Raw genomic sequence first — 24,236 nt, 5'->3', positions numbered from 1 at the left:
GTGCCTACGCCCACGGGTAAGCCGCTCAATATCCCATTGAACCGCGATGTTTCGGTAGCGTCATTTGGCAGCGTAGTCACTGCCAGGAGCAGGCAGCTTAATCGTTCATCATAGAAGTATGCATGTAGTTAACGTCTGGTGCTGAGCCGGTGGATAGCTGAAGGAGATGCTCCATGAAGAAGAAATTAATTGCGCTGGCGGTGATCCTGGTGTCGGTGCTAATTGCCGTGGCAATTGCCCTTGCTGGCGGCGATGGTGGCCTGGATGTTGCCGGTGTTCCGCTGATGTTGGCCTGCGCGGGGTTGGCGTTTTTCGTGCAGTGGCTGATTTTTGTTCCATCGTATATTTTCCAAACCGAGCACTACTACGACCTTACCGGCAGTCTTACCTACCTGGCTGTTATTACGCTTGCGCTGCTGGCGTCGTCGGCCTCATTGGCAGAGGCCGCTCCCCGGTCGATACTGCTCAGTGCAATGGTATTCATTTGGGCATTGCGCCTCGGGCCTTTCTTATTTCGCCGAGTAAAACGTGCGGGTAAAGATGGCCGCTTCGATGAAATTAAACCTATTTGGTCTCGCTTCTTGGTTACCTGGACGCTGCAGGGACTTTGGGTGTTCGTCACTCTGGCGGCAGCCCTCGCGGCGATCACCAGCTCGCGAGCGCCTGACATCGATAGTTGGGCGATTGCTGGTGGTTTGGTGTGGTTGGCGGGCTTGTCGATAGAAGCCATCGCCGACGCGCAGAAAACCCGTTTTAACCAGCAAGAAGAGAACGCCGGCAAATTCATAAATATTGGCCTGTGGCGGTGGTCGCGCCACCCCAATTACTTCGGCGAGATTGTGCTCTGGCTGGGTGTCGCGATTGTGGCGATTCCCAGTCTGCAGGGCTGGCAGTGGGTGACGATGATTTCGCCGTTGTTTGTCGTGGTGCTGCTCACGCGTATTAGCGGCGTACCGCTGCTTGAGAAACGCGCCGACGATAAGTGGGGTGGTCAAGTGGACTACGAACAATACAAAGCCAATACACCGGTATTGGTGATGCGCCCGCCAGCGCGATAAGACTGAGGCCAGTGGATAAATGATGAAGAAGCGATTGCTTGCTAGTGTATTTTGTCTGTTGAGCACAGACTTGATGGCGCGCTCACCGGTGCTCGAAGAGATCGTTATTACCGCGCAAAAACGTGAAGAAAGTCTCCAAGAGGTGCCCATATCGGTGGTGGCGATGTCGGCGGAAATGATGGCGGATGCCAATATCGGCAATATGGAAGACATCTCCAACTTTACGCCTAATCTCAGCGTTTTTAGTCATGCGCCTTTTACCAGCCTGCAGGTGCGGGGCTTGGGCTCGCCCTTTGATAAAGGCTTTGAACAATCGGCTGGCCTGTTTTTGGATGGGGTCTACCTCGGCCGCCTGGCGTTTCTTGATGCGGCCTTTCTCGATGTGGCCTCAGTGGAAATTCTGCGAGGCCCTCAGGGCACACTTTTTGGTAAAAATACGATCTCAGGTGCGATCAGTATTCGCTCCAACCAGCCCAGCCAGGAGTTGGAATTCTCAGGTGAGCTGGTAACGGGCGAAGAAGACCTCGATAAATACAGCGTAACCGCGAACATTCCTATTAACGACAGGCTGGCATTACGCGCCTCTGGCTTAATTAACCAGCGCGATGGCGCCGTGTACAACACCACCCTGGATCGCGATGAGGGCAGTGTCGATGCGCGTATTGGTCGCGTGCAGCTGCGCTGGGATATTGCCGACTGGCTGGATGTTACCTTCGCCGCGGCCGATACCAATCAGGAGTTTCGTCTCGGTAGTTTTCAGGTGCAAACCGCAACGCCCGAGCAGTTTCAGCTGATGCAGTTCTATGACCCGCGTGTTGAATTGGACCCCTCCAATGAGTTGAGCTCGCAGGATTATCCTGCTGAGACTTACCAAAATGGCAATAAATACGATATCCGATTCAACGCCCAGCTGTGGGGGCATGAATTTGCCTGGATAAATTCGCTGACCACCATCGCAGAGGAATCCAATAGCGACTTGGATTTTTCACCCATTCCTCTGCTGTATTTTTTGAACGCTGAGGATTATGAACAGCTGAGCAGCGAGCTGCGCATTGTCTCTCCGCTGGGCATGTTTGACGGCAAGTTTGATTACGTGGCGGGTATTTATGCCGCCACCAGCGATACCCGTATTCGCGTGATTATCGACGCCGCGCCGAATCCTGAGGATTTGCTAACGGGACTATCGGCAACCAGTGGACTGCTGGCGAGTCTCGACCCCATTTTGGCCTCAGTGATTGGCGGTGGGCCGGGAGAGAGGCTGTTGATTGACGGCTACCAGGAAAACCTCAGTACGGCGGCTTACGCGCAGGCAAGTTGGCATTTTTCGCCGGAGTGGACGCTAACCGGTGGTATTCGCGTGTCGCGTGAAGAGAAAGACGTCGACCAACAGCTGCAAATGTTCACCGCGGGCACAGATATCGATGGCCCCATCTTTACCCAACTGGTCACCGCTGAGGAATATCGCCTTATCGATAAACGCGTCGATGAAGATGTTAGCCCCAAGTTGTCTCTCAGTTGGATTCCGGGTGACGATATTACGTTTTATGGTAGCGCGGCGGCGGGGTTTAAAAGCGGTGGCTACAGTGGTTCTGCGGTTCGCGCTGAAATAACCGAAGTAGAACCTGAGTCCTCGCTGACCTATGAGCTAGGGGCGAAAGCTCGTTTCTTCGGCGGCGCAGCCTCACTCAACTTCGCCACGTTTTACACGGAATTTGAAGACCTTCAACTTACTATTTTTGAAGGCAATGTGAGTCGCATCTCCAATGCAGCGGGGGCGATCTCCAAAGGTGCCGAGTTGGAGTCGGCCTTCGTGACGCCCTGGGGTATTTCAGGCAACCTCGCCGTCGCCTATCTTGATGCCAGTTTTACCGACTATGAAAATGGCCCTTGTCCCGCAGGTGAAGACACGCCCTGTGACCTAACCGGACGACCGTTGGCGAATGCGCCGTTGTGGAAAGCAAATTTCAGCGTGAATTATTTTCATGACCTCGGTGAATGGCCGGTGAACGTGCTGTTTGGCGTCGACGTGTTATATGAAGACGATAAGTACCTGCAGGCCGACCAGGATCCGATAGATTTTCAAAGCGAGTTTGGCACCTATAATCTGCGCCTGCGCGTCGCTGATGACGACGAGCAGTGGTCATTGCAGGCATTTTTGCGCAATGCCGGTGACAAACATGCGCTGGAAGGCAGCGGTGATATTCCCACACTCAGTGGCGCGCATTTTGGAAAGGCGATTGCGCCGCGTCAGTTAGATGTCAGCCTGAAGTATCGCCTTTGAAAACGGCGCCGCGGGGCGGCGCCGAATGGCTAAGTTAATCGCTGTTTCTACGTTTTTCGCGCTTCTCGCGGCGTTTATCCTTCAGCGATTTTTGGGCGGTTTTTTTCGGCTTTTCTTTGGCCATGTTTATTCTCCCACGATCCAGCGCCATGCTGCGCCGCGTTGCGAGCGCTGCTGATCGCATTCATGTATGAATAAAAAAGCGTGCGGCGCGATAAACGCTCCATAACGGGTTTCCCTCCATCGATGATTAGCGGTAGAAATGCAGCAGTCGGAACGTTACCGAGCGGCGGGCCATCTTGATCGACAGCTCCGCGCCGAGTGGCTGTTGGTAAACGGCCCTGCCCAGCGGCGAAAACACAGAAAGGTGGTAGTGCCTGAGTGTCACGTCTTTTGGTAACACCAATTTGACGCACAGTAATTCGCTAAATTCGCCGCATTCAAGTAGAACGTGATCACCCAGTTGTACCCGGTTATCTCCCACAGATGCCTGCTCGAGCCGGCACAATATTGCCAGTAACTCAGCGGGCTGGCTGAAAATTGGCGTGTCGGACAGAAGCCCGGATAAGCGTTGTACAGGGAGCAGCGATTCACGTTTGTCGGCGATGTTGCGCTTGATAGTTTGGGTAGTCTCGCGAGAAGACATGTCGACCCTCCAATGGTGAAAACAAGGTGTTTGCCTTCATGCCGGAGAGCGAGCTAACTCTCCGGCTTAGGAGAGAAATTTGAGTGGTGTTGTGCAGGTCTTTAGCGTGCGTTTCATGATTGCCGGGAAGTCGATGAGTGAGCTGACAGCATAGCCTGGCCAAAATAAAAGGCAAGGGCGCGGTTGGGGAGTTGACGGCATCTAATAATTAAATGATAATTGTTCGCATTAACGTTTAGGGAGTTTGATGTGGAACCGGATCGCCGCTCAAGCCAGCGCTATGTCACGATTCGTGACAACGTTGTGCAGAGTTCGCAGTTGCTTTGCAAGGAAGGCCCGTTGCGTATTTTGCACGCCGGCGAGCAATATCAACTGCGAATTACTCGTCAGGGAAAATTGATTTTAACCAAGTAATTTCATCTCAAATTTAGGCCAGCCAGCACGTCGCCAGCAAAGCCATCGTATTTGGAGCAACTATGCGAATTGCGCGACTGGGGCTGCTGGCAGGCAGTCTTACTATTCTTCCTGTGCTCGCCGACAGCCAAGGTGAGCCCGCCGATACGGCCCTGCTTAGCACCGATAAATTAACCGTGTACGCCACCCGCTCGGCGCGTGACAGCCATCGCTTGCCGCTGATGAGCAACGTTGTTGATGCGCGGTCGGCTGAGCATGCCTCTGCCTCACGAGTGGCCGATATTTTCGATAGCCTGGCGTCGGTAGAGGTTGCGGGCAGTGCGCGCCGCAATGGCCAAACACTGGTGATGCGTGGTTACGACAGCGACGGCGTGCTGGTGTTACTCGACGGTGTTCGCCAGCGTTTTGAGTCCGGGCACGACGGTGCCTTCTTTGTCGACCCCGCGCTGTTGCGGCGGGTGGAGGTGATACGCGGAGCGAGTTCTATGCTCTATGGCTCCGGCGGGCTCGGCGGCGTGGTCGCGATGGAAACGGTCGACGCGGCGGATATGCTGGCGCCGGGCGAGCAGATCGGCGGTCAGCTGGCGGCAGGTTATCAGTCTGTCGACAACGAACGCAGCCAGACCGCCAGTGTATTTGGTCGCACCGCCGCCATGGATGGCTTGCTGTCAGTGAGTCGGAGCGAGTCGGGTGACATCAATCTTTCTGACGGCAGCACACTGCCGGCCGATGATGAGGTGCTCAGTGGCTTGTTCAAGCTGGGCATAACACTGGCAGATTTTCACAGCTTGAAACTCAGTGCCCAGCACTATCGCGGCGACGCCGAAGAGCCTAACAATCCCCAGCTGGGAGTTGGCGACGATCACAGTGAGGAGCTGGTGGATAAGCGCATTGACTCGACCTTGTGGCGCCTTGGTTATCGCTATGAGAACCCAGACCACGAGGGCGTTAATCTCGACGCTCAGATCTATCGCGTAGACACGGACCTGGAAGAAACACTGACCGTTGCTACCGGCATGGGTGCGCAGGGTGACGAGCGTCGACGTCAATTGATCACCGATGGTGTGAAGTTGGAAAACAAACAGCTGTGGCAGTCGGGTGACAGCGTCACGGTGTATGGCATTGAGGCCTACCGAGAGGAGCAGCGCGGTTCAGATTCCGCAAACGGTGAAGCCAACGGTATCCCTGACGCCAAGGCGGACTTTGCCGCCGTGTACGCCCAGCAAGAGTGGCAGTGGCAGAATGCGGCGGGGCAGTGGTTGCTGCTCGCCGGTGCTCGCTACGACCGCTACCGCTCCAAACGTCAGGGCGAGGGGGCCGTATCGGGTGGCGCGGGCTGGCCGTTGCCATTTCCTCTGCCAGGCAGTGCGAGTGATCCGGATCCGGCGAGCTCAATTGATGCGTCCAAGTGGTCGCCAAGGTTTGGTGTCAGCCTTGCGCCAAAGGACTGGCTGCTGCTGTTTGCCAATTATACCGGGGCATTTCGCGCGCCGACGATGACCGAAATTTACGCGACGGGAAATCACTTCTGCTTAAACATTCCCGGTGCGGGCGGTTGTAACCGCTTCGTGCCTAACCCAGACCTAAAGCCGGAAACCAATTTGACCGCAGAGCTGGGGATGGGCTTGAGCTTTCAAAATGTATGGCGAGCGGGGGATGCCCTGAATGTTAAAGCGGCTTACTTCAATGTTGATGCCGAAGACTACATCGACCTGGAGGTGAACTTCGTGCCGCCGTTTTCCGGTCAGCCCTGTTGCGGCACAACACAATCTCGCAATATTTCTGATGCGGTTATTCGGGGTTGGGATGCCACTGCCGACTACCGACTTGGGCCCTGGCAACTGGGTTTGAGTGTGGCATATAGCACGGGTAAGAACAGCCGAACCGACGAGTATCTGGTTAGCAATCAGCCGCGTACCGCCGCGATCAGTCTGGCCTACGAGGTCGCTGCGATTAACACCGAGATCGGTTTGCGTAGTCGCTTTGCGGACTCCACCAGCAAGGTGCCACAGGACGAGCTGCGTCGCGATAGCTACCAGGTTCACGATGTTTATGCTCGCTGGTCACCGGTGGATTCGCTGACGGTTGATCTCGGCGTTAACAACCTTACTGATGAGACCTACCAGCGGCCCGTTGCACTCACTGCCGCGCCGGAGCGTAACCTAACGGCGAGAGTGAGTTATCAATGGTAGTGTCGTCGGGCACCTACCCAGCGCGGGTGTGCCAGGGGCTAAGTGCCGCTGGCGCACTTGCGGCGTTGTGGCTAATGCACGTACTTGCGCCGGCATTGTTACTCGACACGGCGCCGGTTTCCGTCGCTGTTCCCGTGGGTGTAAATCTGGTGTCACCATCATTTCAGCCGGTATCAGAAAACACGGCGGATAACGCAACAGCAAACGAGCCACCATCGCTGGCGTCGCCGCCGGTTCAACACGCGCTCGCTGCGCCCCCGCGAGAAAAATCGTCTGCACAGCCGGCCCGCCATCGATCGCCATCGGCACCGCGGCGCGCCCGACGTGAGGCCCAACAAACTCGGCAGCGCGAACCAATATCACAAGCCTCACCGCAGGAAAGCGAGGTAGCCGATGCCGTTGCCGCGCAACAGCAAACCCAAAATCAGGCATCGACGCCCACCGCGTTGGCCGAGGCCGAGGTGGTTGAGCGACGAGCGCCGCGCTATCCGCGCCGTGCCGTTGAGCTGGGTATGCAGGGCATGGTGGTTCTGCATGTGTTGATCGACAGTGGTGGTGCGCTGCGCGATGTGAAGGTGGCTGAGTCTTCTGGTTTTGGTTTGCTGGATAAGGCCGCGCTTGCCGCGGTATCTCGGTGGCGCTTTGCCCCAGGCCCCATGCAGGGACAGTGGATGCGAGTACCCATCGAATTTTTACTCAATTGATATGGAGGGTGTATGGATACCTTAGTAAAGGACGGCCAGAGTTTGCTGCAGCGCTACGAAGCACTGCAGCAACAAGGGAAAACACTTCGAGCGCGCAATGCCGCTGAATCGCTGGGAGTGTCAGAGGCGGAGTTGGTCGCCAGTCGTATTGGCCTTGGCGTCACACGTTTACGCAATGATGCGAAGGCGATACTGAAAGAGGTAAAAACACTGGGCGAGGTAATGGCCCTGACCCGTAATGAACACTGTGTGCATGAACGCAAAGGCTGCTACCAAAAAATCGGTTTCAACGGCAGCATGGGCCTTGCTGTAAACGAAGAGATTGACCTGCGACTATTCATGCACCATTGGTCGAGTATTTTCGCGGTCGAGGAATCTGGCCGTCACAGTCTGCAGTTTTTTGATCGTTCGGGAACCGCGGCCCACAAAATCTATTTGACCGACGCTTCGGACGCCGCCGCGTATCGAGCCCTGGTCAGCAAATTTTCTGACTGCCCTCAGGTTGAAGAGCTGGCGTTGGAGGCCTACCCCGAGCCGTCGCGGCCTCTCGCTGACAGTGACATTGATATTCAGGGGCTCGAGAGCGCGTGGCGGGCGTTGAAAGACACCCACGATTTTCACGCCTTACTCGCGACCTACAAGGTGCAACGTGAGCAGGCCTTGCGCTTGGTCAGCGACGATCTTGCGAAGCCGCTCAGTACAGAATCTCCCCGTCGTCTGCTTGAAGCGGCGCGCGATAGCCAATGTGAAATTATGGTGTTTGTAGGCAACCGCGCCTGCATTCAGATTCACAGTGGCCCGGTTACTAATCTGCGCGCGACACCGGGGTGGTTTAACGTATTGGATCCACGTTTCAACCTTCACCTTAAGGAAGATACGGTCGCCGCGTGCTGGCTTACTCGCAAGCCCACCGTCGATGGTGTGGTCTCCGCGTTGGAGGTCTATGGCGCGGGCGGTGAACTGATCGTCACATTCTTTGGGCGCCGCAAACCCGGTCAACCCGAATTGCCGCTGTGGCGCGAATTGTTGCAGACCTTGGCTGACTGATGATGGCAATGTTTTCCATTGATACTCTCGGCGTACTCGCGTGGCCGTTAATCTGCTGCGCCTTACTGTTGTTCGCTGTAGCGGGAGAGCGCCTGTGTTTTGCGGTGTGGGCAGTTTGGCATCGGCAACAAACCTATAGTGGTGCCCTGAATTTGCTAGACAGTAACCGCGAGTGTGACAAAGCGTTGCGCGATGAAGTGCTGGCCCTGCATTTACAAATGCTCTCCACGCAGTGGTTGCGCGGTCAAAACGTATTGCGTGGCCTGGCCACGGTAAGCCCGCTGCTGGGAATGCTGGGCACCATCATCGGTGTGATGGCCGCTTTTCACCGCCTTAGTGAACACCGCGGCGCGGTGAATCCCGCACTGCTTGCCGATGGCCTGTGGCAGGCGCTAACAACGACCGCTGTGGGTTTGTCCATCGCACTGCTTGCCGCCGTGCTGGCAGCATTGCAAAACAGTGTTTGCCGAGTGGTACTGCAGAACTGGGCCGCAAAACTCAATCAGCGATCTCTGGATATGGCTGGAGCCAAAGTGGCAGCGCCGACACTGCGCGTGGAGCTTGCATGATCAAACTGCCTGACTCTGCAGAGCCCGCAGCGATGGAGCTGATGCCGTTGATGGATATTCTCTTCATTCTGCTGTTGTTTTTCTTACTTACTGCCGGCGCCGCTGTTGCGCCAATGCCGGTAGCACTGGTGGAGGCCCAGGGCAGCGAGTCGTCGCCGATGCCCGATACCCCGCTGCAGTTAAGCGTGGATGCGACAGGCGTTTATGTATTGGACGAGCGTCGCTATTCCACCACCGCTGAACTGATGCCCAAACTTCTGGCGCGTTATCAGGCGAGCGCGGATGCCACCTTGCTCATCGCCGGTGACCAGCAGGCGCCATTACAGGCCTTGGTCAGCCTGCTCGATGCCCTGCAAAAAGCGCAGGTCGAGCGCGTTCAATTATTACACCAAAGGGAAATGTTTAATGAGAATAAATAAGCGCTCCGTGGCACTGGCCTTTGGCGCGGCATTGCTCTCCAGCCTGGGTAACGCGAGTGAGCGCTTGGTCACCTTGGGCGGAGATGTAACAGAAATTGTGTTTGCGCTCGGCGCCGGTGATCGCGTGGTGGCAGTAGATAGCTCCAGCGTTTACCCGCCGAAGGTGCGTAAGCTACCCCAGCTGGGTTACCTTCGCGCCCTGTCCGCCGAGGGCGTATTGTCGATGTCGGCAGATCGTATCATCGCGAATGCCGACATTGGCCCGCCTGCAGTAAAGCAGCAGATCCAGGCCGCTGGTCAGCAACTGGAGCTAGTGGAGGCAACGCCGACACCTGAAAAGTTGTATGACAAGATTCGCCGGCTAGCGTCGATGCTGGGAACCGTAGCCGCCGGTGATGACATTATTGCAACGCTCAAAGCGGATTTCGCCGCGCTCGCCGAGCGGCGTCAGCGGTTATCGCATCGCCCTGGGGTACTGTTTGTGATGAATCACGGTGGTGGCGCACCGATGATAGCGGGGCGTGATACCGCTGCCGACAGCATGATTCAACTGATGGGCGGGCGGAATGTTGCCAACGCGATACGCGCTTACAAACCCATGACAGCAGAGGCGTTAGTGAATGCGGCGCCAGACTGGATTGTGGTGACTGACCAGGGGCTGGAGCAGTTTGGCGGTGTCGACGGCTTGTTGCGCCAGCCCGGGATGGCGTTAACACCGGCCGCTGAGTCGCGGCGCATTCTCAGCATGGATGCATTGCTATTGCTGGGTTTTGGTCCGCGCACGGCTGACGCCGCCACCACACTGTTCAATGCACTACACGGCGAATCCGAAAATGATGCCCAGCGCGATTACTGAAACGCGTCACCCAAATGCGGCGTATCGCGTGCTTGGCTTATTAATGGCCTGTTTATTGGCGGCGTTGATGCTGGCTGCCTTTGTCGGTGCGGCCAGTGTCGAGTGGCAGCACTGGCAGTGGCGGGCGTGGCAGAATCCAGAGGCCGCCATACTCTGGCATATCCGGCTACCGCGCTTGTGTTTGGCGGCCATCGTTGGGGCAGGGCTCGGCGCATCGGGCGCGGCGATGCAGGGCTTGTTTCGCAACCCGCTTGCAGACCCCGGCCTGCTGGGCATTGCCAACGGTGCGGCGCTCGCCGTGGCCATCAGTTTAATTGCCATTCCATCCAGCTGGGGTTTGCTGGGCCTTTACAGCATAAGCATCGCCGCATTTTGTGGCGGTTTGATTTGCTGCATCGTTATATTTCTTTTTGCTCGTCGCAGCGGCGGCGGTGTTGCAGCACTGCTGCTGGCGGGGTTGGCGATAAACGCCCTTTGTGGGGCGGCTATTGGGTTTCTCACGTATTTGAGCGATGACCAGCAATTGCGCAGCCTCAGCTTCTGGACAATGGGTAGCCTGGGCGGCGCGCTGTGGACGCAAATTGCCGTGTGTTGCAGTGTATTGATCCCCGCCTTGTTACTGCTAACACGAAGTGCTCGGCAATTGGATGTCTTGCAGTTGGGTGATCGCAGCGCCGAATACCTCGGTATTGACCCCCGCCAGTTACAGCGCCGCACCGTTATACTGGCGGCATTAATTGTTGGCAGTTGTGTGGCAGTGAGCGGCGTTATCGGTTTTGTTGGTCTATTGGTGCCACACCTGCTTCGTATGCTTATCGGCCCTCAACATCGATGGCTATTGCCGGGCAGTGCCCTGCTAGGTGCATTGTTGCTATTGGCTGCCGACACGCTGGCGAGGACAGTGGTTGCGCCTGCGGAGCTGCCTGTGGGCGTTATTACCAGCCTGCTTGGCGCACCGTATTTCCTGTATTTGCTACTGTCTCAGGGAAGGCGACTATGAGTTTGCTGGCAGAAGGACTGGGGTGGGCGCAAAAAGGCAAAAAAATCCTTCATGATGTCAGCGGCGAGTTAGCGCCGGGAACACTGCTGGCCATTGTTGGCCCCAACGGCGCGGGTAAATCGTCGTTGCTGCATTTGTTAGCCGGTGGTGAACGGCCAGATACCGGAACAGTGAGTTTAGATGGGCAATTACTATCCACCTATAGTGCGGCGTCTTTAGCGCGGCGCAGGGCAGTGCTAACCCAGGAGCAAAGCCTGCTCTTTCCGTTCACGGTCAGGGATGTTGTGGCAATGGGGAGTTTACTCGCTGCCAACGACGAGGATATCGAACACTGCCTGCAATACTTTTCGGCCGCTGAGCTTATTAATCGCCAGTATCTGTCCCTGTCTGGCGGCGAGCGTCAGCGGGTACAGATAGCGCGGGTGCTGTTGCAATTGCTGCCATCATTAAAGGCAGGTGATCCCGCTTATCTGTTTCTCGATGAGCCGCTCAATGCCCTGGATCTGAACCACCAATTTGCGCTGATGGCCTTACTTGAGTCGCTGCGAGATCGCGGCTTTGCTATTGCCTGTGTGATTCATGACTTGGTGCTGGCGCACCGTTTTGCCGACCAGGTTTGGGTATTATCCAATGGTCGGCTCGTCGCCCAGGGCGGCGCTGCGGCGGTGATTAACGAGCGCTTGCTCGACGAGGTGTTTATGTTACCCGCGCAGCCCCGCAAAGTGATGGCATCACTGCTGGACTGCGCGGCGAGGTAGGCACTCGTCCTCGCTCAGCCGATGAGCTGCTGGCTGGCCAAGTACTCCTCGTAGCTACCCTGGAAGTCGTTGAGCTTCTGGTCTTTGATTTCAACAACACGGGTGGCCAGCGACGATACGAATTCGCGGTCGTGGCTGGCAAAGATTAGTGTGCCTTCAAAGTATTCCAGCGCCAGGTTCAGGGCTTCAATCGACTCCATATCCAGGTGGTTAGTCGGCTCGTCCATAATGAGAACATTGCAGTCCATCATCATCAGCTTGCCAAACAGCAGGCGGTTCTTCTCACCGCCTGAACAGACCTTAACCTGCTTTTTGAAGTCGTCGGAAGAGAACAGTAAGCGCCCAAGCGTTGCGCGCACAATCTGGTCGTCGTGACTGGGCTTTTGCCACTGCGCCATCCAGTCGAACAGATTGAGGTCGTTGTCAAAGTCATTGCTGCTGTCCTGAGGGCAGTAGCCCAGGCTGGCATTTTCGGCCCACTTAATGTTGCCTTCGTTGGCCGCTAACTCCTTCATTAAGCAGCGCAAAAAAGTCGTTTTACCGGCGCCGTTCTCACCGATGACTGCCAGGCGAGTGCCCGCTTCAATAATCATGGTGGCGTCGCTAAATAGCTTGTCATCGAAGCCGTGGCCAACGCTCTCAAGCGTCAGCGCTTGGCGGTGCAGCTTCTTCTCCTGCTTGAAGCGGATATAGGGCGATACCCTGCTGGAGGCTTTGATTTCATCCAGTTGGATTTTTTCAATTTGCTTAGCGCGGGAGGTCGCCTGCTTAGCCTTGGAGGCATTGGCGGAGAAGCGGCTTACAAATTGCTGAAGTTCGGCAATTTGTGCAGACTTCTTCGCATTCTGGGCCTGTAAGCGCTCGCGCGCCGCGGTCGCTGCCATCATAAAGTCGTCGTAGTTACCGGGGTAGACGCGCAGCTCGCCATAGTCGATATCCGCCATGTGCGTGCAAACGGCATTGAGAAAGTGCCGGTCGTGGGAAATGATCACCATCGTACTTTTGCGCTCGTTTAGCAGCTCTTCCAGCCAACGAATGGTGTTGATATCGAGGTTGTTGGTGGGCTCGTCCAGCAGCAGAATATCGGGGTCGGAGAACAAGGCTTGCGCCAGCAATACCCGCAATTTCCAGCCGGGGGCGACTTCACTCATTGGGCCGAAGTGCAGGCTTTGGTCGATGCCCGCGCCCAGCAAAATTTCACCGGCGCGGCTCTCGGCGCTGTAGCCATCCATTTCCATGAAACGGGTTTCCAGCTCGGCGACTTTCATTCCGTCTTCTTCCGACATTTCGCTCTGCGAATAAATGCGGTCGCGCTCTTGTTTCACTTCCCAAAGCTCGGTGTGACCCATGATCACGGTATCGATCACTGAATACTGCTCGAAGGCGAACTGGTCTTGGTGCAGCTTGCCGATGCGCTCGTTCGGATCTAACGACACATTGCCAGAGGTGGGCTTGAGGCTGCCGTCAAGGATTTTCATAAACGTGGATTTGCCGCTGCCATTCGCGCCAATAAGCCCGTAGCGGTTGCCGTTGCCAAACTTCACTGAGATGTTTTCAAACAGCGGCTTGGCACCAAATTGCATGGTGATGTTTGCAGTAGAGATCAACAGAGTATCCTGAGCCTGCGCGTGGCAGTGCGTAAATCGATGAGCAGAGAGGCGCGCACTATAAGCCTTTCAGCGCGCGAGGTCGAACGCCCAGGGCGATTTGGCGCATTATTTCCGCAGTGTTTAGCCCTTAAGGGGTTGCGCCAGAATCCATAGGCCGAAGCCGGTAAATACAATCATCAGTGCCAGCATCGGGAATTGACTGAGTGTGGCCTGGCGGCGGCTATTGAAGCAGCGCAGAGCTTCGACATGAGCCAACCAAACGCTGGCCACGTGACCGATCAGTATCAGCCAAACCTGGCTATCCCAGACCACACCCATATCGGGAATGATAGGCAGGCGGCCAGTAATGGCATTGCCAAAAATGTTCCAGCCCCAGCCAAAGGGATCGGAGATCAGCCCGCGAATTTTCACTCCCTGATTCAGCAGCAAGGTATAGTAGTGGGTGATGTGATAGACCAGCGCGATGGGCAGCAGGCTATAGCTGAACCGGGCGGTAAGCTCAGTAAGTGGGAGGTCGCTGCGGCTGAGCGTTTTGCCCAGCCATAAAAAGCCGAGAAACAATCCCAAATACAGCAGTGGCGACAGCAGCAACCAAAATACTTCGTACGCGATGAACCAGGGCCGCAAATAGGGGTAGGCGTAGATTGGGTGCTCGCCGAGCAGTGGGGTGAGAATATTCCAAGGGTCTTTCCAGAATAGGTTGAACCACAACTGGGTTTCTTTTAATCCGTCGAAGGCGGTGGACGACAGCATAAACAGAATGAAGATCAGCAAACTCGGGTGCGTGGCGCGCTGGCCGATTAAGCCGGCAAACGGCCACTGCAGCACCCAACGCTGCTCAGCATTTTTTTGCAGCGGTGCCATATGGCCGATCACACGAAATAGCACTGAGAACAGGTCGGCGTAGTAAAACCACTGGCGACTTCCGAACAGCCAGCTACCCAGCAGGGTTAAGGCCGTGTACGCGAGCAGGATGACTGACAGTGAAAACGGCCGTGTATCGCCGAACAGCTCGATAATGATAAACACCATGTACTGGGCCAGTGCCGGCCAGTAGGCGAGGCGCTTTGGGTAGGCGATGTAGCCGCTGCCAAAAACGGGCCAGCGTTTTGACAGCACTTCTACAGACATCTTCCAGGGGTTTACGGCGTCGTACCAGCCACCCACCAGCGCGCTCAAATAGCAGCCGCCCAGGGCAAACACGATCCAGACGTAGGTCATGTTGATATTGCGATAGCTGTCCTGATTGCCGATGAGGCCGGCAACAATGGCCAACACGATGCTGGCAAACATAGCGGTCTGAAACAGCCGCCGCAGCCACGGCATCTTGAGCTGGCCAAGCAGCAGGTGTCGTGGTTGCTGAGCGTTGGGGGCTTCTCTCAGGAAAAACGCCAGCACAACAAAGGAAAGTGCCAGCGCCGCCATTGCCCCGTAGATGTACATCCAATAGGGCATGGGTAACTGGTAGGGCTGGGCGAAGGAGTGGGCGTGCACGGCGGTGCTGCCCACACTGGCGGCGAAAGCCGTTGCGAGTCGAAGTTTCACTGCCGAGGGTACACTTCCAAGGTGCCAAACTGCAGGTCGTTACCATGTAGCTCAAGCATAAAACGGCCGGTGCTATCGGCGGTGAACTCCAGTGTGGTCAGTTCGCCGGCTGGCAGCACCAGGTGTTTTTCGTAGCCGTGTACGTGCATTGCATCGTCGCTGTCGCTGACGACGTTCAATCGCAACGTGTCGCCGGCATAAGCGGTGAGCGTTGCTGGGCCTTGGTACTGTTGGCCACTGAATACCAGTGAATACTGTCGCAACTGTGGTTCGCTCGGTGCTGAGGTGGTGGGTTTCAGCCCCCACCACAGCGCCGCCAGCACCACCGCACTACTGAGAACTAATGCAACTGTGCGCATGGTGGCAGCCTACTGCGCATTGCGCGGATTGTATGAGCGCTCCCAGGTTTGCAGATAGGCCTCTGCCGAGTTGAACAGGGCATCGATAGCTTCTTGACCGCCCTCGAGTCGGACCTCTTCAACGTAGTCGGCAACAAGGCCGTAATGGGCCATGCCCACTTCATCGATGTGCCAGTACTTGCCGCTTTCGGGAATGGTCAGCATTTGCACGGTGACGGGCTCGGCGCCTTGGAACTGTGGCCCCCAGTCGTCACCCTGGAACAGCACAAAGGGATATTGCACTGGTTCGGAGTCGCCACCGCGTGGTCCGGCGTGGCCGCCAAAGCCGTTGCCGTCAGCGCCATAACCCAGTGCCATCAGGGAGTCGCTAACACCGGCTTTTTCGCGCCAGAATTTCAGCTTTTCCATAAACTCTTTGTGCTTAACACCATTGCCCTTGTAGGGGTAGATTACGCCGCCATTTTTAAGGATGCGCGCTGCCTGATCACTGGTCAGGCCGCCGTGGGCGTCGTGTGACGATACCATCGGGTAGGCGGGCGTACGCTGTTCCGCAAGGTCGAGCATAATATCCTTGCTGTGGTAGGCGGCGTGGTCGATATCCATCACCATGCCGCGATCCATCATTGCGTTGAGCGCATAGTTACCCAGCTCGGTTACTGTGCGGGCATTGCAGCGCAGTCCCTCGGGGTAGATTGGCAATGCGCCGCCGGTGATATCGAGCACCATGCTGGATAGCGGGTCATTGCCGCTGCCGGGCAGCGCGGTTGCAATGGCGAGGCCGGGATCGCGCACGGTGGGTTCTTCGCTGGGGTAGTCGCGGCACTCAGAGGTTTTCCAGAAAGAGCCGGTATCCAACAAATTGAGGAAGTTCATAATGTCGCTGAACAGGCCGGTGCCGCCCAGCGCTGTGTCGATGTCGTGGTAGGCGTAGAGATGGCGCACGCCAAGATCCCACAGCTCCTGTAGCTTGGCGTCGATCTGTGCTTCATCACACTTGGGAATTTCGATATTGCCCGCGATCATGGTCATGCCGCAGTCGAAGACCTGTGCGGCCTCCATTCCCAGTACCACTGCTAACTTACCCTCGTTAATGACCTCGCGTGCCTGCTGGGGGCTGGTGACTATGCGGTACCACCCTTTACCAGGGCCGCCGTGCTGAGCGTCGACGTAGTCCTGAATTTCATACATGTATTTGATTTGTTTGATGGCGATGCTCATATCGTTGCAGTCGGCATCGGGCGTCAGTGAATAAATAGAGCCCACGGTGCACAAACCAGCAATATTGGTGCCGTGGTTGACCATCAAACGCAATCCGGCCAGCCAGGCGCGCTCCACCCAGCGGTAATACAGCACGGTATGAGACAGGGACTTGTTGCGCGGCCAGTCGACAAAGGTCGGCCAGCCCTGCGTTTCATGGTTGGGCGATGCGCCGGTTTCCAGGATGAGGTCGGGACCGCGAATACCGTTGGGGCCGTGGAGTTCTTCGCAGTCTTCGAGTGCGTGAGTAACGCCAAAGCGATGGAAGGCCTCCCCGTAGAGCACGCCGCCAGCAGAGGGGCCAACGTCACCGGCGTAGGACAGCTCGCTGCTCATGCCCATGTGATTGTGGATGTCGGCAAAGCCGATGGCGGGTTGGTCAATACCGCGACCTTTGAAGGTTTCGCCAGCCACAGAGGTGGGCATTTCCGGATAGCTACTGCAGCCTGCTGTGGGGGCAAACAGGAATTGGCTGGCTGCGCCGCCGGCGTCGCCTGTGCTTAGCGCGCCATCGGCAGCAACGCTCAGTGTTTGTCCGCTGTGGCTTTGCAGGCTAAAGGTTTTGGCGCTGGCATCGCGCTCAATGGTCCAAATCGCATCGTCGCTGGGCTCCGTCGCGGCGGTGATATTGCCGCCGCTGGCAGTAATAAAGCGCTCGTCGCTGGTATAGAGCAAGTATTTGCCGAGAGTTGCCGGTCTCATATAGAAGCGTTCGGCGCTGGTTTTCGCGCTGTCCATGCGCAAGGTGCTGTCGCTGAGAGCGGCGTATTGCTTGGTCGCATTGGATTGCAGAGAGTAGCAGCCGTTGGCCATGGCAAAGCGGGTTTCGGGAATACCGCGTTGGCTGGTGTTGTTATTGTTGTTACTCGATGATGAGCTTGAGCCGCCACATGCGGCGAGCAGCACGGCGGCGAGAAGCGTGATAGAGAGCTTGGCGTTCATACGTATTACCCGGGTTGTGATGGTTTTGCCTTCCTGGTGCACTGCGATCGCAGTGGACAAATTCTAAGCAATAAGAACTCGTCGATACCCTAGTGTGCAATAGTATGTTGTCACTGTCATCTATCTAACAGTAATTTAAAGTTTGCGGTTTAATTTTGTCGCTGTGCGGCGATTTTCATTTCTGTGGCAAGGGGCTCACCCAGGTAGCGGTCGATGGCGTAGTGCGCCGCGTAAATTACCGGGGTGAGCGCGATGGCCATGGTAAATTTGTAAAGGTAGTTCACGACACCAATGGCGAGCACCAGCGATAGTCCCCAATCGGCGCCGAGGTAAAAGGCAACAAACAACACAACAAAGCTGTCGATAAACTGGCTAACTAGCGTGGAGCCCGTCGCGCGTAGCCAGATCAAGCGCTCGCCGGTACTGGCTTTGATACGGTGAAATACCGCGACGTCGATAATTTGGCCGATAAGAAATGCCACCAATGAGCCAATAATAATCCACAGCCCTTGGCCGAAAACCAGCCGGTAGGCGTAGTCATAATCGGAGACCTTGCTGGCAATTGCCTGCTGCTCCGCGCTGGGTAGTGCGGGGCTGATATGAGACTGGGGCCAAAAGTCGGCAGGGCTGAGCTCAATGCCCACGTAGAACATTGCAAAGGCGTATAGAATCAGGCCGACGGTGAGGTAGGAGAGCAGCTTCACGCCGCGCTGCCCGTAGTATTCGTTGATCAGGTCGGTGAGTACAAACACAAAGGGCCACAGCAGCACCCCGGCGGTTAAATTGAAGGAGAGGTTTTCGACGCCGAACAGGCTCAGCGACAGTGGTTCAATCCCCAGGCTGTGCTCCAGCGAGAAAATCTTAACGCCAATAAACTCAGCAATTAATGCATTGGCGACAAAAAAGCCCGCCATTAAGATGAAGAGTTTGATAGCTTTGTTATTAACAATATTGTCGATCATTCGTGGCCTGCTGCTTGGGGGCAAATGCGCTCGGCAGGACTGCCAAACAGGAAATAACATGACAGGAAGCGTTTCTGAGAACAAGTCGCCAGTGCTGCTGATAAGCGGTGCCTCCCAGGGTATAGGCGCAGCAATTGCCCGGGAGTTTAGCCGCCAGAACCCCGCTATGCGGTTGGCATTAGTGGCGCGCAATGCCGATAAACTGAAACAGGTTGCCGCGCAGTGTAGCGGTTCCGCACGGGTTGAAATCTACCCCTGTGACGTGAGCGATGCGGCGGCTGTGCAGCGTCTTGGCCAGCAGCTACAACGCGATATGGGCGCCGTCGATGTGCTGATAAATAATGCGGGCAGCTGGCACGGAGAGCCGGTAGCGGACATGGCCGTAGAGGACTTTGACCGGATTATCGCCAGTAATTTACGCAGTGTCTTTTTGATGTGTCGCCAATTTTTGCCGGCCATGCTGGAGCGGGAAAGCGGTGATATTTTTAATATGGCCTCTACCGCTGGGCTGGAAGGCTACGCTGGCGTGTCCGCATACTGTGCAGCCAAACATGGCGTACTGGGGTTTGCCAAGGCCTTGCGTGAAGAGGTACGCGGTAAAAACATTCGTGTATGCAGCGTTTCGCCGGGACCAACATGGTCGCCGTCGTGGGAAAATAGCGGTATCGCCGAGCAGGCCCTGATGCCAGCTGAAGATGTTGCGCGCGCGTTCTGGCACCTCTACGCGATGGATCGCAATGTCGTTACCGAGGACATTGTGCTGCGACCGCAACAGGGACATATCAGCAGCTAAGCGACTCATCCATTTGGGTTTTGCTGGCGGCAGGCTGAGCAGCGTAAGATCGCATTGATAACAATAATGTGACAAAAGGTTTTGCGTATGCGCGCTCAGTCGTCGGTGCTTGCTGCACTGCTATTCGGCCTAACTGCTTGCGGTGGGCAGTCTTCCTCATCATCAAATACAGTCTCGTCAGCGTTAGACACAGCCCTGACTCGTGGTGCCGTGCCCAGTGGCGCGCCCGCGGCGGCGTTTGGGGACATACCCCAGCTTCAGCCGCCGGCAAGCTGGCCCTTTGAAGAGGGCGCGCCGCGAACGTCCGGCACGGGCCGCTATGCCCACGGCGCCTATTACTGGACCGACTTTATTTACGACGCCAATGGTGCCAAGGGCCCCAATGTGCCGTTCTATCGCATTGGCACGCCCACCGGCGGCAGCCTGCATTACCCTGCGGCAAACATGGCGGGTAACGGCGCCGATTTATTCGTTGTCGCGCTGGGACGAAAAAATGGCGAATTATTTTTCCGGGTAGATTGGCAAACGCTCATTGACCACAGCGTGCCGGTGGCGGCCTTTGCCATCGACAACCAGGAAGGGGGCAGCGACGAGTGGCCGGGTATTGCAGGCCTGCGCAGCCCCGGGGTCGATGCCCTACTGATGTTATCGGCGAATGGGGCCTTTATTGATTATAAAGATGGCAGTGGCCCGCAGTTTGTGGCGCCGGTCACTGTGGATATGGCATCGCGATCGTTTATTGCGGCGCTGCCGCAGAGCAGCTTGGCGACGGATCAGCCGTGGACGCTGTACGTTGCCTCGGGCATCAACAATGGCGAAGGTGGCTTCCTTAACGATAACGCGGGCTTTCGCAGCCTACCTCATCAGCCGCCGGTATTTAACCTGGCTTTTCGCGACTACGACGATGAGCCGGCGTTATTTAATTTCTGGTTTGATGAAAGTCAGTCGACGGCGCTGAACACGGGCGATGTTTCCGCCTTTTCCCAGCAAATTGACTGGGCGCGAATGGGCGAGACGGAGCCCGAGCCGCTGCGCTATGGCTACAGTAATCGCTGGTATCTGTCCTCGGTAGCGGGTACCGAGCTCGGGGATGGCAACTTCGCGGCGGGTGTTGATCGCAGCGAGGCGGGGGTGGTTGCCGACCCCGGTTACTACGATGCTGTTCAGCCCTACGGGATTTATATTCCCAGCAGTTACTCGCCATCTTCTGAGTCGCCGAGCCTGTTTACCTGGTTGCTGCACAGCTTTACGCAGAACCACAACCAATACAGTGCCAGCGTCCCGAACTACTTGTTAGCGGCCTGCGAAAATCTTCGCCAGTCGGTGTGTGTCACGCCGCTGGGCCGCGGTTCAGCCGGTTACTATGAGGCCGCCGCAGAGCTGGATTTCTGGGAGGTGTGGCGCGATGTGGCGGCGCATTTCAATATCGACAGCGAAGCCGTGTTTACCACCGGCTACTCGATGGGCGCGATTGGCTCGATCAATCTTATGGTGAAATACCCCGAGGTGTTTTTCGGTGGGGTGATCCTTGCCGGCTCCCATGCCAACGCTAATCTGTTGCCGTGCTCGCTGGATAATAACGGCTGCGTCGAGCCCAAAGGGCCGGAGTTGATGGAGAACCTGAAATGGAACGGGTACTACCAGGCCCACGGCACCTTTGACCAACTTGTGCCCTTTCCGGATGCGCGCGCCACGGCAGACGGCATGCGCGACTTCGGCTATCGCTATGTCTTCGACCACTACTTAGTGGAGGACCATATTGTCTGGACCCTGAAAGATGCCGGCTACTCTGCCTTTGAAAAAGCCGCACAGTGGATGGTGGACTGGCAGGCATCAGAGGGTCAGCGTCGCGCTGCTCCCGGTGAGCTGGTTTATCGCTGGGAGCCAGATAAGGTGAATGCCGATTGGGGCATCGGGCCTACTGGGGCGTGGTGGTTGGAAGAACTTGAGGCCGTTGCAGGTGCCGAGTTTGCCGAAATTCGCGCCCAGTCCGGCGCCTTACCCGAGCCAAGTATTTCGCTGGAGCCCAGCGTAGGCGAGTTGATTTTTCCCGATGCGACGACCTTGAGCCCAGCCGTGCGCGACAGTCAGTTGTGGCAGCGAGGGAGTGCAGAGGCGACGACCGGAGAGCTGCGGGCCAGCCTGGTTCAAGTGGCAGCGCTAACGATCAATTTACGCGAGGCCGGTATTGCTGAGCGCGACGATAAACGTCTGGTGCTCAGTAGCGATAGTTCCTACCAGCTTCGCCTCACCGGTCTGGATGATGGTCAGAGCGTTGAGGTTGAGGGCAGTCGCTGGCAGGTGCGTAACGGCGAGCTTGTATTGAGTATGCCAGCGGGCGACAGCCAGGTGGTGTTCCCATGAAGCGTGGTGTTCCCAGTAAGTGTGGCTTCCCCGTTAACGGGCTAGTAATTCTCGCCGCTGTGAGCGCGCTGTTAGTCGCTTGCGGGGGCAGTTCTTCACCCTCTGAAACAATAACGCCAGACCCAATAAGCCAACATTGCGGCGAGCTTAGTGAACGACCGTGGTGTGACGCCTCGCTATCAGCCGCGCAGCGCGCGGAATTGTTGGTGTCTGCAATGAGCCTAGAGCAAAAAATCGATTACCTCGCGGGCGATGATCCCCAGGCCTCGGCCAGTGGCGACCCCTATGTCGGCATCGTTAATGGTATCGATGCCTTGGGCATCCCGCCGCTGAGAATGAGCGACGGCCCGGTTGGCGTGCGCGGAAGTCCGGCCACGGCGATGCCGATACCACTGGCCTTGGCGGCAAGTTTTAACCCGGCGCTGGCGCATGAAACCGGTGCAGCGATCGCCAATGAAGTGCGTAACAAGGGTAATGATCTCGTGCATGCGCCGGTGGCCGATGTAGTGCGCAACCCGCTGGCGGGGCGCAGCTTCGAAACCTTTGGCGAGGACCCCCTGCTGGCAACACGAATGGTTGTCGAGTGGGTAAAAGGCAGCCAAGCCCAGGGCGTAATGGCCAATATCAAACACTATTTGATGAACACCCAGGAAGGCATCGTTAGTGTGCCGCCCGTCGCTGCGGTGGTGGGTGGCCGCTCGGTAGTGAATGCGGTGGTGGATGAGCGCAGTATGCGCGAGTTGTATATGCCGCCCTACGAAGCCGCGGTGAAGGAAGCGAATGTTGCTTCGGTAATGTGCGCCTATAACTACGTGAACGGTGCTCCAGCGTGTTCTTCAGAGTACTTGTTGAAAAGCGTATTACGCGATGAATGGGGTTTTGACGGCTTTTTAGTCACCGATTACTTCTTTGCCCAGAAAGATACGGTGCAAACCGCAAATGCCTCGCCCATGATCGAAATGCCCTACGGCGTATTTTTCTCCCAGCCTTTGTTGCAGGCGGCTGTGCAGTCTGGCGCGGTGCCTGAGCAGGTTCTGAACGACAATCTTACCCAGATATTTCGGCGCTTGTTCAGCGTCGGTTTTTTTGACCGCCCCCGTTATCAGCGCAACGACGACAATATCGACCAGGCTGCCCATGCGGTATTGGCGCAAGATGTTGCCGAGCAAGGGGCGGTGCTGCTGCGCAACGAAGGGGTGTTGCCGTTGAACGACGATGTTCGCCGCATCGCGGTGATCGGCGCGTCGGCGCAAACGCGCCCGAGCGGCGGTGGTTCCTCTTTCGTGACGCCATTTCGTTTTAAAACGCCACTCGAGGCGGTAACGGAACGGGCGGGCGAAGATGTAGAAGTTTCGTACTATGATGGCGGTGATATCGCTGCCGCAGTAGCGGGCGCCGCCGAGGCAGATGTCGCATTGGTGTTTGCCAGCAATTTGGCAACCGAGGGCAGCGATCGTTTTTGTTTGGCACTCGACTGCACACTCGCCGATGCGCCTGACTCCCTATTGCTAAACAACCTCCAAGGGGGAGCCCCCACCTTATTGGATCAGCTGACAGACCCGGTATTTGCCAGTTCGCCAATACGCGAGGTACTTGATCAACTGTTTGCGCCGCTGCTGTTAGGCGCGCCGTTGCTGCCGGTGTCTCACGACAACCAGGATGCATTAATCACTGCGGTGGCGGCCGCGAATCGCGATTCCGTGGTGGTGTTACAAAATTCGGGGGCGGTGCTCACGCCGTGGCGCGAGCAGGTTAACGCGCTATTGCAGGTCTGGTACCCAGGGCAGGAGGGCGGTAGTGCCATTGCCCGGCTGCTGTTTGGCGATACCGACCCGGGCGGCCGCCTGCCGCTGAGCTTTCCGGAGGAGGAGCTGGACAACCCTGTTGCCGGAGACCCTCGGCGCTACCCGGGCCTTGCCAATCAAGCGGAGCATAGTGAAGGCGTTTTTATCGGCTATCGTTGGTTTGATCAGCAATCGCGTGAGCCCGCCTACCCCTTCGGCTACGGTTTGTCATATAGCGAGTATTCGTTGACGGACTTGCGAGTTATCCGCGACGAGGGTGGGGTCGTGGTAACGGCGCGGGCGAGCAATATCGGCGACCGCGCCGGTTGGGTGGTGCCGCAGCTATATGTTGGCCTGCCAAGCCCGGCTGCTGGTATTGAACAGCCGCCGTGGGCGCTAAAAGACTTCTCCAAGCATTGGTTGGCACCGGGCGAGTCAGCAAGCCTGCGCTATCAGCTTAGCTCACGGGATTTGAGCTATTGGGATGACAGCGCCAAAGACTGGGCCATGGCGGCCGGTGACTACCAATTCGCGCTGGGCTGGTCCTCTCGCGACCGTGTTATGCAACAGCAGCTATCGCTGGGTGGCCTGTGAGTGCAGTTTACGGCGCTTGCTGCTAGAGTGTATGCAGTGAATACATTGTGCGCGATGGCGCGCAGATAATAATAAGCGTGTG

20 protein-coding genes are annotated in these 24,236 nt (G+C 56.8%); 14 read left to right on the top strand and 6 right to left on the bottom strand.

Translation table 11 applies throughout. The features are described 5' to 3' along the window. Window positions 1–173: 173 nt before the first annotated feature. Window positions 174–1,058, top strand: coding sequence for a DUF1295 domain-containing protein (locus AC2Q8J_RS06460; protein WP_486452439.1), 885 nt, complete (start codon window positions 174–176; stop codon window positions 1,056–1,058). Between the two features lie 19 nt (window positions 1,059–1,077). Then, on the top strand, window positions 1,078–3,339 hold the full coding sequence (locus AC2Q8J_RS06455; RefSeq protein WP_372878953.1) for a TonB-dependent receptor: 2,262 nt from the start codon (window positions 1,078–1,080) through the stop codon (window positions 3,337–3,339). A gap of 250 nt (window positions 3,340–3,589) precedes the next feature. Here AC2Q8J_RS06455 and AC2Q8J_RS06450 read toward each other — a convergent pair whose 3' ends face one another. Then, window positions 3,590–3,985 (bottom strand): GreA/GreB family elongation factor, encoded by a 396-nt coding sequence (locus AC2Q8J_RS06450; protein WP_486452438.1) that lies wholly within the window; start codon window positions 3,983–3,985, stop codon window positions 3,590–3,592. A gap of 249 nt (window positions 3,986–4,234) precedes the next feature. Here AC2Q8J_RS06450 and hemP point away from each other — a divergent pair, with 249 nt between their 5' ends. The 9 genes from hemP (at window position 4,235) to AC2Q8J_RS06405 (ending at window position 11,944) form a co-directional block, all read left to right on the top strand. Beyond that, a complete protein-coding gene (gene hemP / locus AC2Q8J_RS06445; protein ID WP_084498074.1) occupies window positions 4,235–4,399 on the top strand; it encodes a hemin uptake protein HemP in 165 nt (54 codons plus the stop codon). Between the two features lie 62 nt (window positions 4,400–4,461). After that, window positions 4,462–6,591: a TonB-dependent hemoglobin/transferrin/lactoferrin family receptor gene (locus AC2Q8J_RS06440; RefSeq protein ID WP_486452437.1), complete on the top strand. Its 2,130-nt coding sequence runs from the start codon at window positions 4,462–4,464 to the stop codon at window positions 6,589–6,591. Next, complete coding sequence (locus AC2Q8J_RS06435; RefSeq protein WP_486452436.1) at window positions 6,585–7,295, top strand: energy transducer TonB; 711 nt, start codon at window positions 6,585–6,587, stop codon at window positions 7,293–7,295. The genes AC2Q8J_RS06440 and AC2Q8J_RS06435 overlap by 7 nt, the downstream gene beginning before the upstream one ends. A gap of 12 nt (window positions 7,296–7,307) precedes the next feature. Continuing rightward, window positions 7,308–8,342, top strand: a complete 1,035-nt coding sequence (locus AC2Q8J_RS06430) for a hemin-degrading factor (RefSeq protein ID WP_486452435.1) — start codon at window positions 7,308–7,310, stop codon at window positions 8,340–8,342. Next, window positions 8,342–8,911 (top strand): MotA/TolQ/ExbB proton channel family protein, encoded by a 570-nt coding sequence (locus tag AC2Q8J_RS06425; RefSeq protein ID WP_486452434.1) that lies wholly within the window; start codon window positions 8,342–8,344, stop codon window positions 8,909–8,911. The genes AC2Q8J_RS06430 and AC2Q8J_RS06425 overlap by 1 nt, the downstream gene beginning before the upstream one ends. Further along, entirely contained in the window at window positions 8,908–9,330 is a 423-nt protein-coding gene (locus AC2Q8J_RS06420; protein ID WP_372878947.1) for an ExbD/TolR family protein, read from the top strand. The genes AC2Q8J_RS06425 and AC2Q8J_RS06420 overlap by 4 nt, the downstream gene beginning before the upstream one ends. Continuing rightward, window positions 9,317–10,186, top strand: coding sequence for a heme/hemin ABC transporter substrate-binding protein (locus AC2Q8J_RS06415; protein ID WP_486452433.1), 870 nt, complete (start codon window positions 9,317–9,319; stop codon window positions 10,184–10,186). Before AC2Q8J_RS06420 ends, AC2Q8J_RS06415 begins: the two co-directional genes overlap by 14 nt. After that, complete coding sequence (locus AC2Q8J_RS06410) at window positions 10,164–11,186, top strand: FecCD family ABC transporter permease (protein ID WP_286836782.1); 1,023 nt, start codon at window positions 10,164–10,166, stop codon at window positions 11,184–11,186. Before AC2Q8J_RS06415 ends, AC2Q8J_RS06410 begins: the two co-directional genes overlap by 23 nt. Continuing rightward, on the top strand, window positions 11,183–11,944 hold the full coding sequence (locus AC2Q8J_RS06405; RefSeq protein WP_424142469.1) for an ATP-binding cassette domain-containing protein: 762 nt from the start codon (window positions 11,183–11,185) through the stop codon (window positions 11,942–11,944). Before AC2Q8J_RS06410 ends, AC2Q8J_RS06405 begins: the two co-directional genes overlap by 4 nt. A gap of 14 nt (window positions 11,945–11,958) precedes the next feature. Here the strand turns inward: AC2Q8J_RS06405 and AC2Q8J_RS06400 are convergent, their stop codons facing one another. The 5 genes from AC2Q8J_RS06400 to AC2Q8J_RS06380 all read right to left on the bottom strand — a co-directional run bounded on the left by AC2Q8J_RS06400 (window position 11,959) and on the right by AC2Q8J_RS06380 (window position 18,619). Beyond that, complete coding sequence (locus AC2Q8J_RS06400) at window positions 11,959–13,551, bottom strand: ABC-F family ATPase (RefSeq protein ID WP_204995259.1); 1,593 nt, start codon at window positions 13,549–13,551, stop codon at window positions 11,959–11,961. Window positions 13,552–13,674: 123 nt separating this feature from the next. Then, the gene (locus AC2Q8J_RS06395; RefSeq protein ID WP_486452432.1) at window positions 13,675–15,099 is read right to left on the bottom strand and encodes a hypothetical protein; all 1,425 of its coding nucleotides are present in this window, start codon (window positions 15,097–15,099) and stop codon (window positions 13,675–13,677) included. Then, window positions 15,096–15,458, bottom strand: coding sequence for a cupredoxin domain-containing protein (locus AC2Q8J_RS06390; RefSeq protein WP_486452431.1), 363 nt, complete (start codon window positions 15,456–15,458; stop codon window positions 15,096–15,098). The genes AC2Q8J_RS06395 and AC2Q8J_RS06390 overlap by 4 nt, the downstream gene beginning before the upstream one ends. Before the next feature lie 9 nt (window positions 15,459–15,467). Continuing rightward, window positions 15,468–17,657 (bottom strand): peptidase M19, encoded by a 2,190-nt coding sequence (locus tag AC2Q8J_RS06385; protein WP_424142472.1) that lies wholly within the window; start codon window positions 17,655–17,657, stop codon window positions 15,468–15,470. 149 nt (window positions 17,658–17,806) lie between these two features. Beyond that, entirely contained in the window at window positions 17,807–18,619 is an 813-nt protein-coding gene (locus AC2Q8J_RS06380) for a queuosine precursor transporter (RefSeq protein ID WP_486452430.1), read from the bottom strand. Between the two features lie 58 nt (window positions 18,620–18,677). Here AC2Q8J_RS06380 and AC2Q8J_RS06375 point away from each other — a divergent pair, with 58 nt between their 5' ends. From AC2Q8J_RS06375 to AC2Q8J_RS06365, 3 genes are all read left to right on the top strand, one after another. After that, window positions 18,678–19,412: an SDR family oxidoreductase gene (locus tag AC2Q8J_RS06375; protein WP_486452429.1), complete on the top strand. Its 735-nt coding sequence runs from the start codon at window positions 18,678–18,680 to the stop codon at window positions 19,410–19,412. An 87-nt stretch (window positions 19,413–19,499) separates the two neighbouring features. Then, window positions 19,500–21,776 carry a hypothetical protein gene (locus tag AC2Q8J_RS06370; RefSeq protein WP_486452428.1) on the top strand — a complete coding sequence of 759 codons (2,277 nt, stop codon included), beginning with the start codon at window positions 19,500–19,502 and terminating at the stop codon, window positions 21,774–21,776. Beyond that, complete coding sequence (locus AC2Q8J_RS06365; RefSeq protein ID WP_486452427.1) at window positions 21,773–24,154, top strand: beta-glucosidase; 2,382 nt, start codon at window positions 21,773–21,775, stop codon at window positions 24,152–24,154. Before AC2Q8J_RS06370 ends, AC2Q8J_RS06365 begins: the two co-directional genes overlap by 4 nt. Window positions 24,155–24,236: the final 82 nt, after the last annotated feature.

This window comes from Spongiibacter sp. C9W, from assembly GCF_057370015.1.
This window is presented reverse-complemented; position numbering and strand designations above follow the sequence as displayed.

Excerpts from the sequence above, each read along its gene's own strand:
- AC2Q8J_RS06460 (WP_486452439.1), top strand. The coding sequence starts at position 174 with ATGAAGAAGAAATTAATTGCGCTGGCGGTGATCCTGGTGTCGGTGCTA.
- AC2Q8J_RS06455 (WP_372878953.1), top strand. The coding sequence starts at position 1,078 with ATGATGAAGAAGCGATTGCTTGCTAGTGTATTTTGTCTGTTGAGCACA.
- AC2Q8J_RS06450 (WP_486452438.1), bottom strand. The coding sequence starts at position 3,985 with ATGTCTTCTCGCGAGACTACCCAAACTATCAAGCGCAACATCGCCGAC.
- AC2Q8J_RS06440 (WP_486452437.1), top strand. The coding sequence starts at position 4,462 with ATGCGAATTGCGCGACTGGGGCTGCTGGCAGGCAGTCTTACTATTCTT.
- AC2Q8J_RS06435 (WP_486452436.1), top strand. The coding sequence starts at position 6,585 with ATGGTAGTGTCGTCGGGCACCTACCCAGCGCGGGTGTGCCAGGGGCTA.
- AC2Q8J_RS06430 (WP_486452435.1), top strand. The coding sequence starts at position 7,308 with ATGGATACCTTAGTAAAGGACGGCCAGAGTTTGCTGCAGCGCTACGAA.
- AC2Q8J_RS06425 (WP_486452434.1), top strand. The coding sequence starts at position 8,342 with ATGATGGCAATGTTTTCCATTGATACTCTCGGCGTACTCGCGTGGCCG.
- AC2Q8J_RS06420 (WP_372878947.1), top strand. The coding sequence starts at position 8,908 with ATGATCAAACTGCCTGACTCTGCAGAGCCCGCAGCGATGGAGCTGATG.
- AC2Q8J_RS06415 (WP_486452433.1), top strand. The coding sequence starts at position 9,317 with ATGAGAATAAATAAGCGCTCCGTGGCACTGGCCTTTGGCGCGGCATTG.
- AC2Q8J_RS06410 (WP_286836782.1), top strand. The coding sequence starts at position 10,164 with ATGATGCCCAGCGCGATTACTGAAACGCGTCACCCAAATGCGGCGTAT.
- AC2Q8J_RS06405 (WP_424142469.1), top strand. The coding sequence starts at position 11,183 with ATGAGTTTGCTGGCAGAAGGACTGGGGTGGGCGCAAAAAGGCAAAAAA.
- AC2Q8J_RS06390 (WP_486452431.1), bottom strand. The coding sequence starts at position 15,458 with ATGCGCACAGTTGCATTAGTTCTCAGTAGTGCGGTGGTGCTGGCGGCG.
- AC2Q8J_RS06385 (WP_424142472.1), bottom strand. The coding sequence starts at position 17,657 with ATGAACGCCAAGCTCTCTATCACGCTTCTCGCCGCCGTGCTGCTCGCC.
- AC2Q8J_RS06380 (WP_486452430.1), bottom strand. The coding sequence starts at position 18,619 with ATGATCGACAATATTGTTAATAACAAAGCTATCAAACTCTTCATCTTA.
- AC2Q8J_RS06375 (WP_486452429.1), top strand. The coding sequence starts at position 18,678 with ATGACAGGAAGCGTTTCTGAGAACAAGTCGCCAGTGCTGCTGATAAGC.
- AC2Q8J_RS06370 (WP_486452428.1), top strand. The coding sequence starts at position 19,500 with ATGCGCGCTCAGTCGTCGGTGCTTGCTGCACTGCTATTCGGCCTAACT.
- AC2Q8J_RS06365 (WP_486452427.1), top strand. The coding sequence starts at position 21,773 with ATGAAGCGTGGTGTTCCCAGTAAGTGTGGCTTCCCCGTTAACGGGCTA.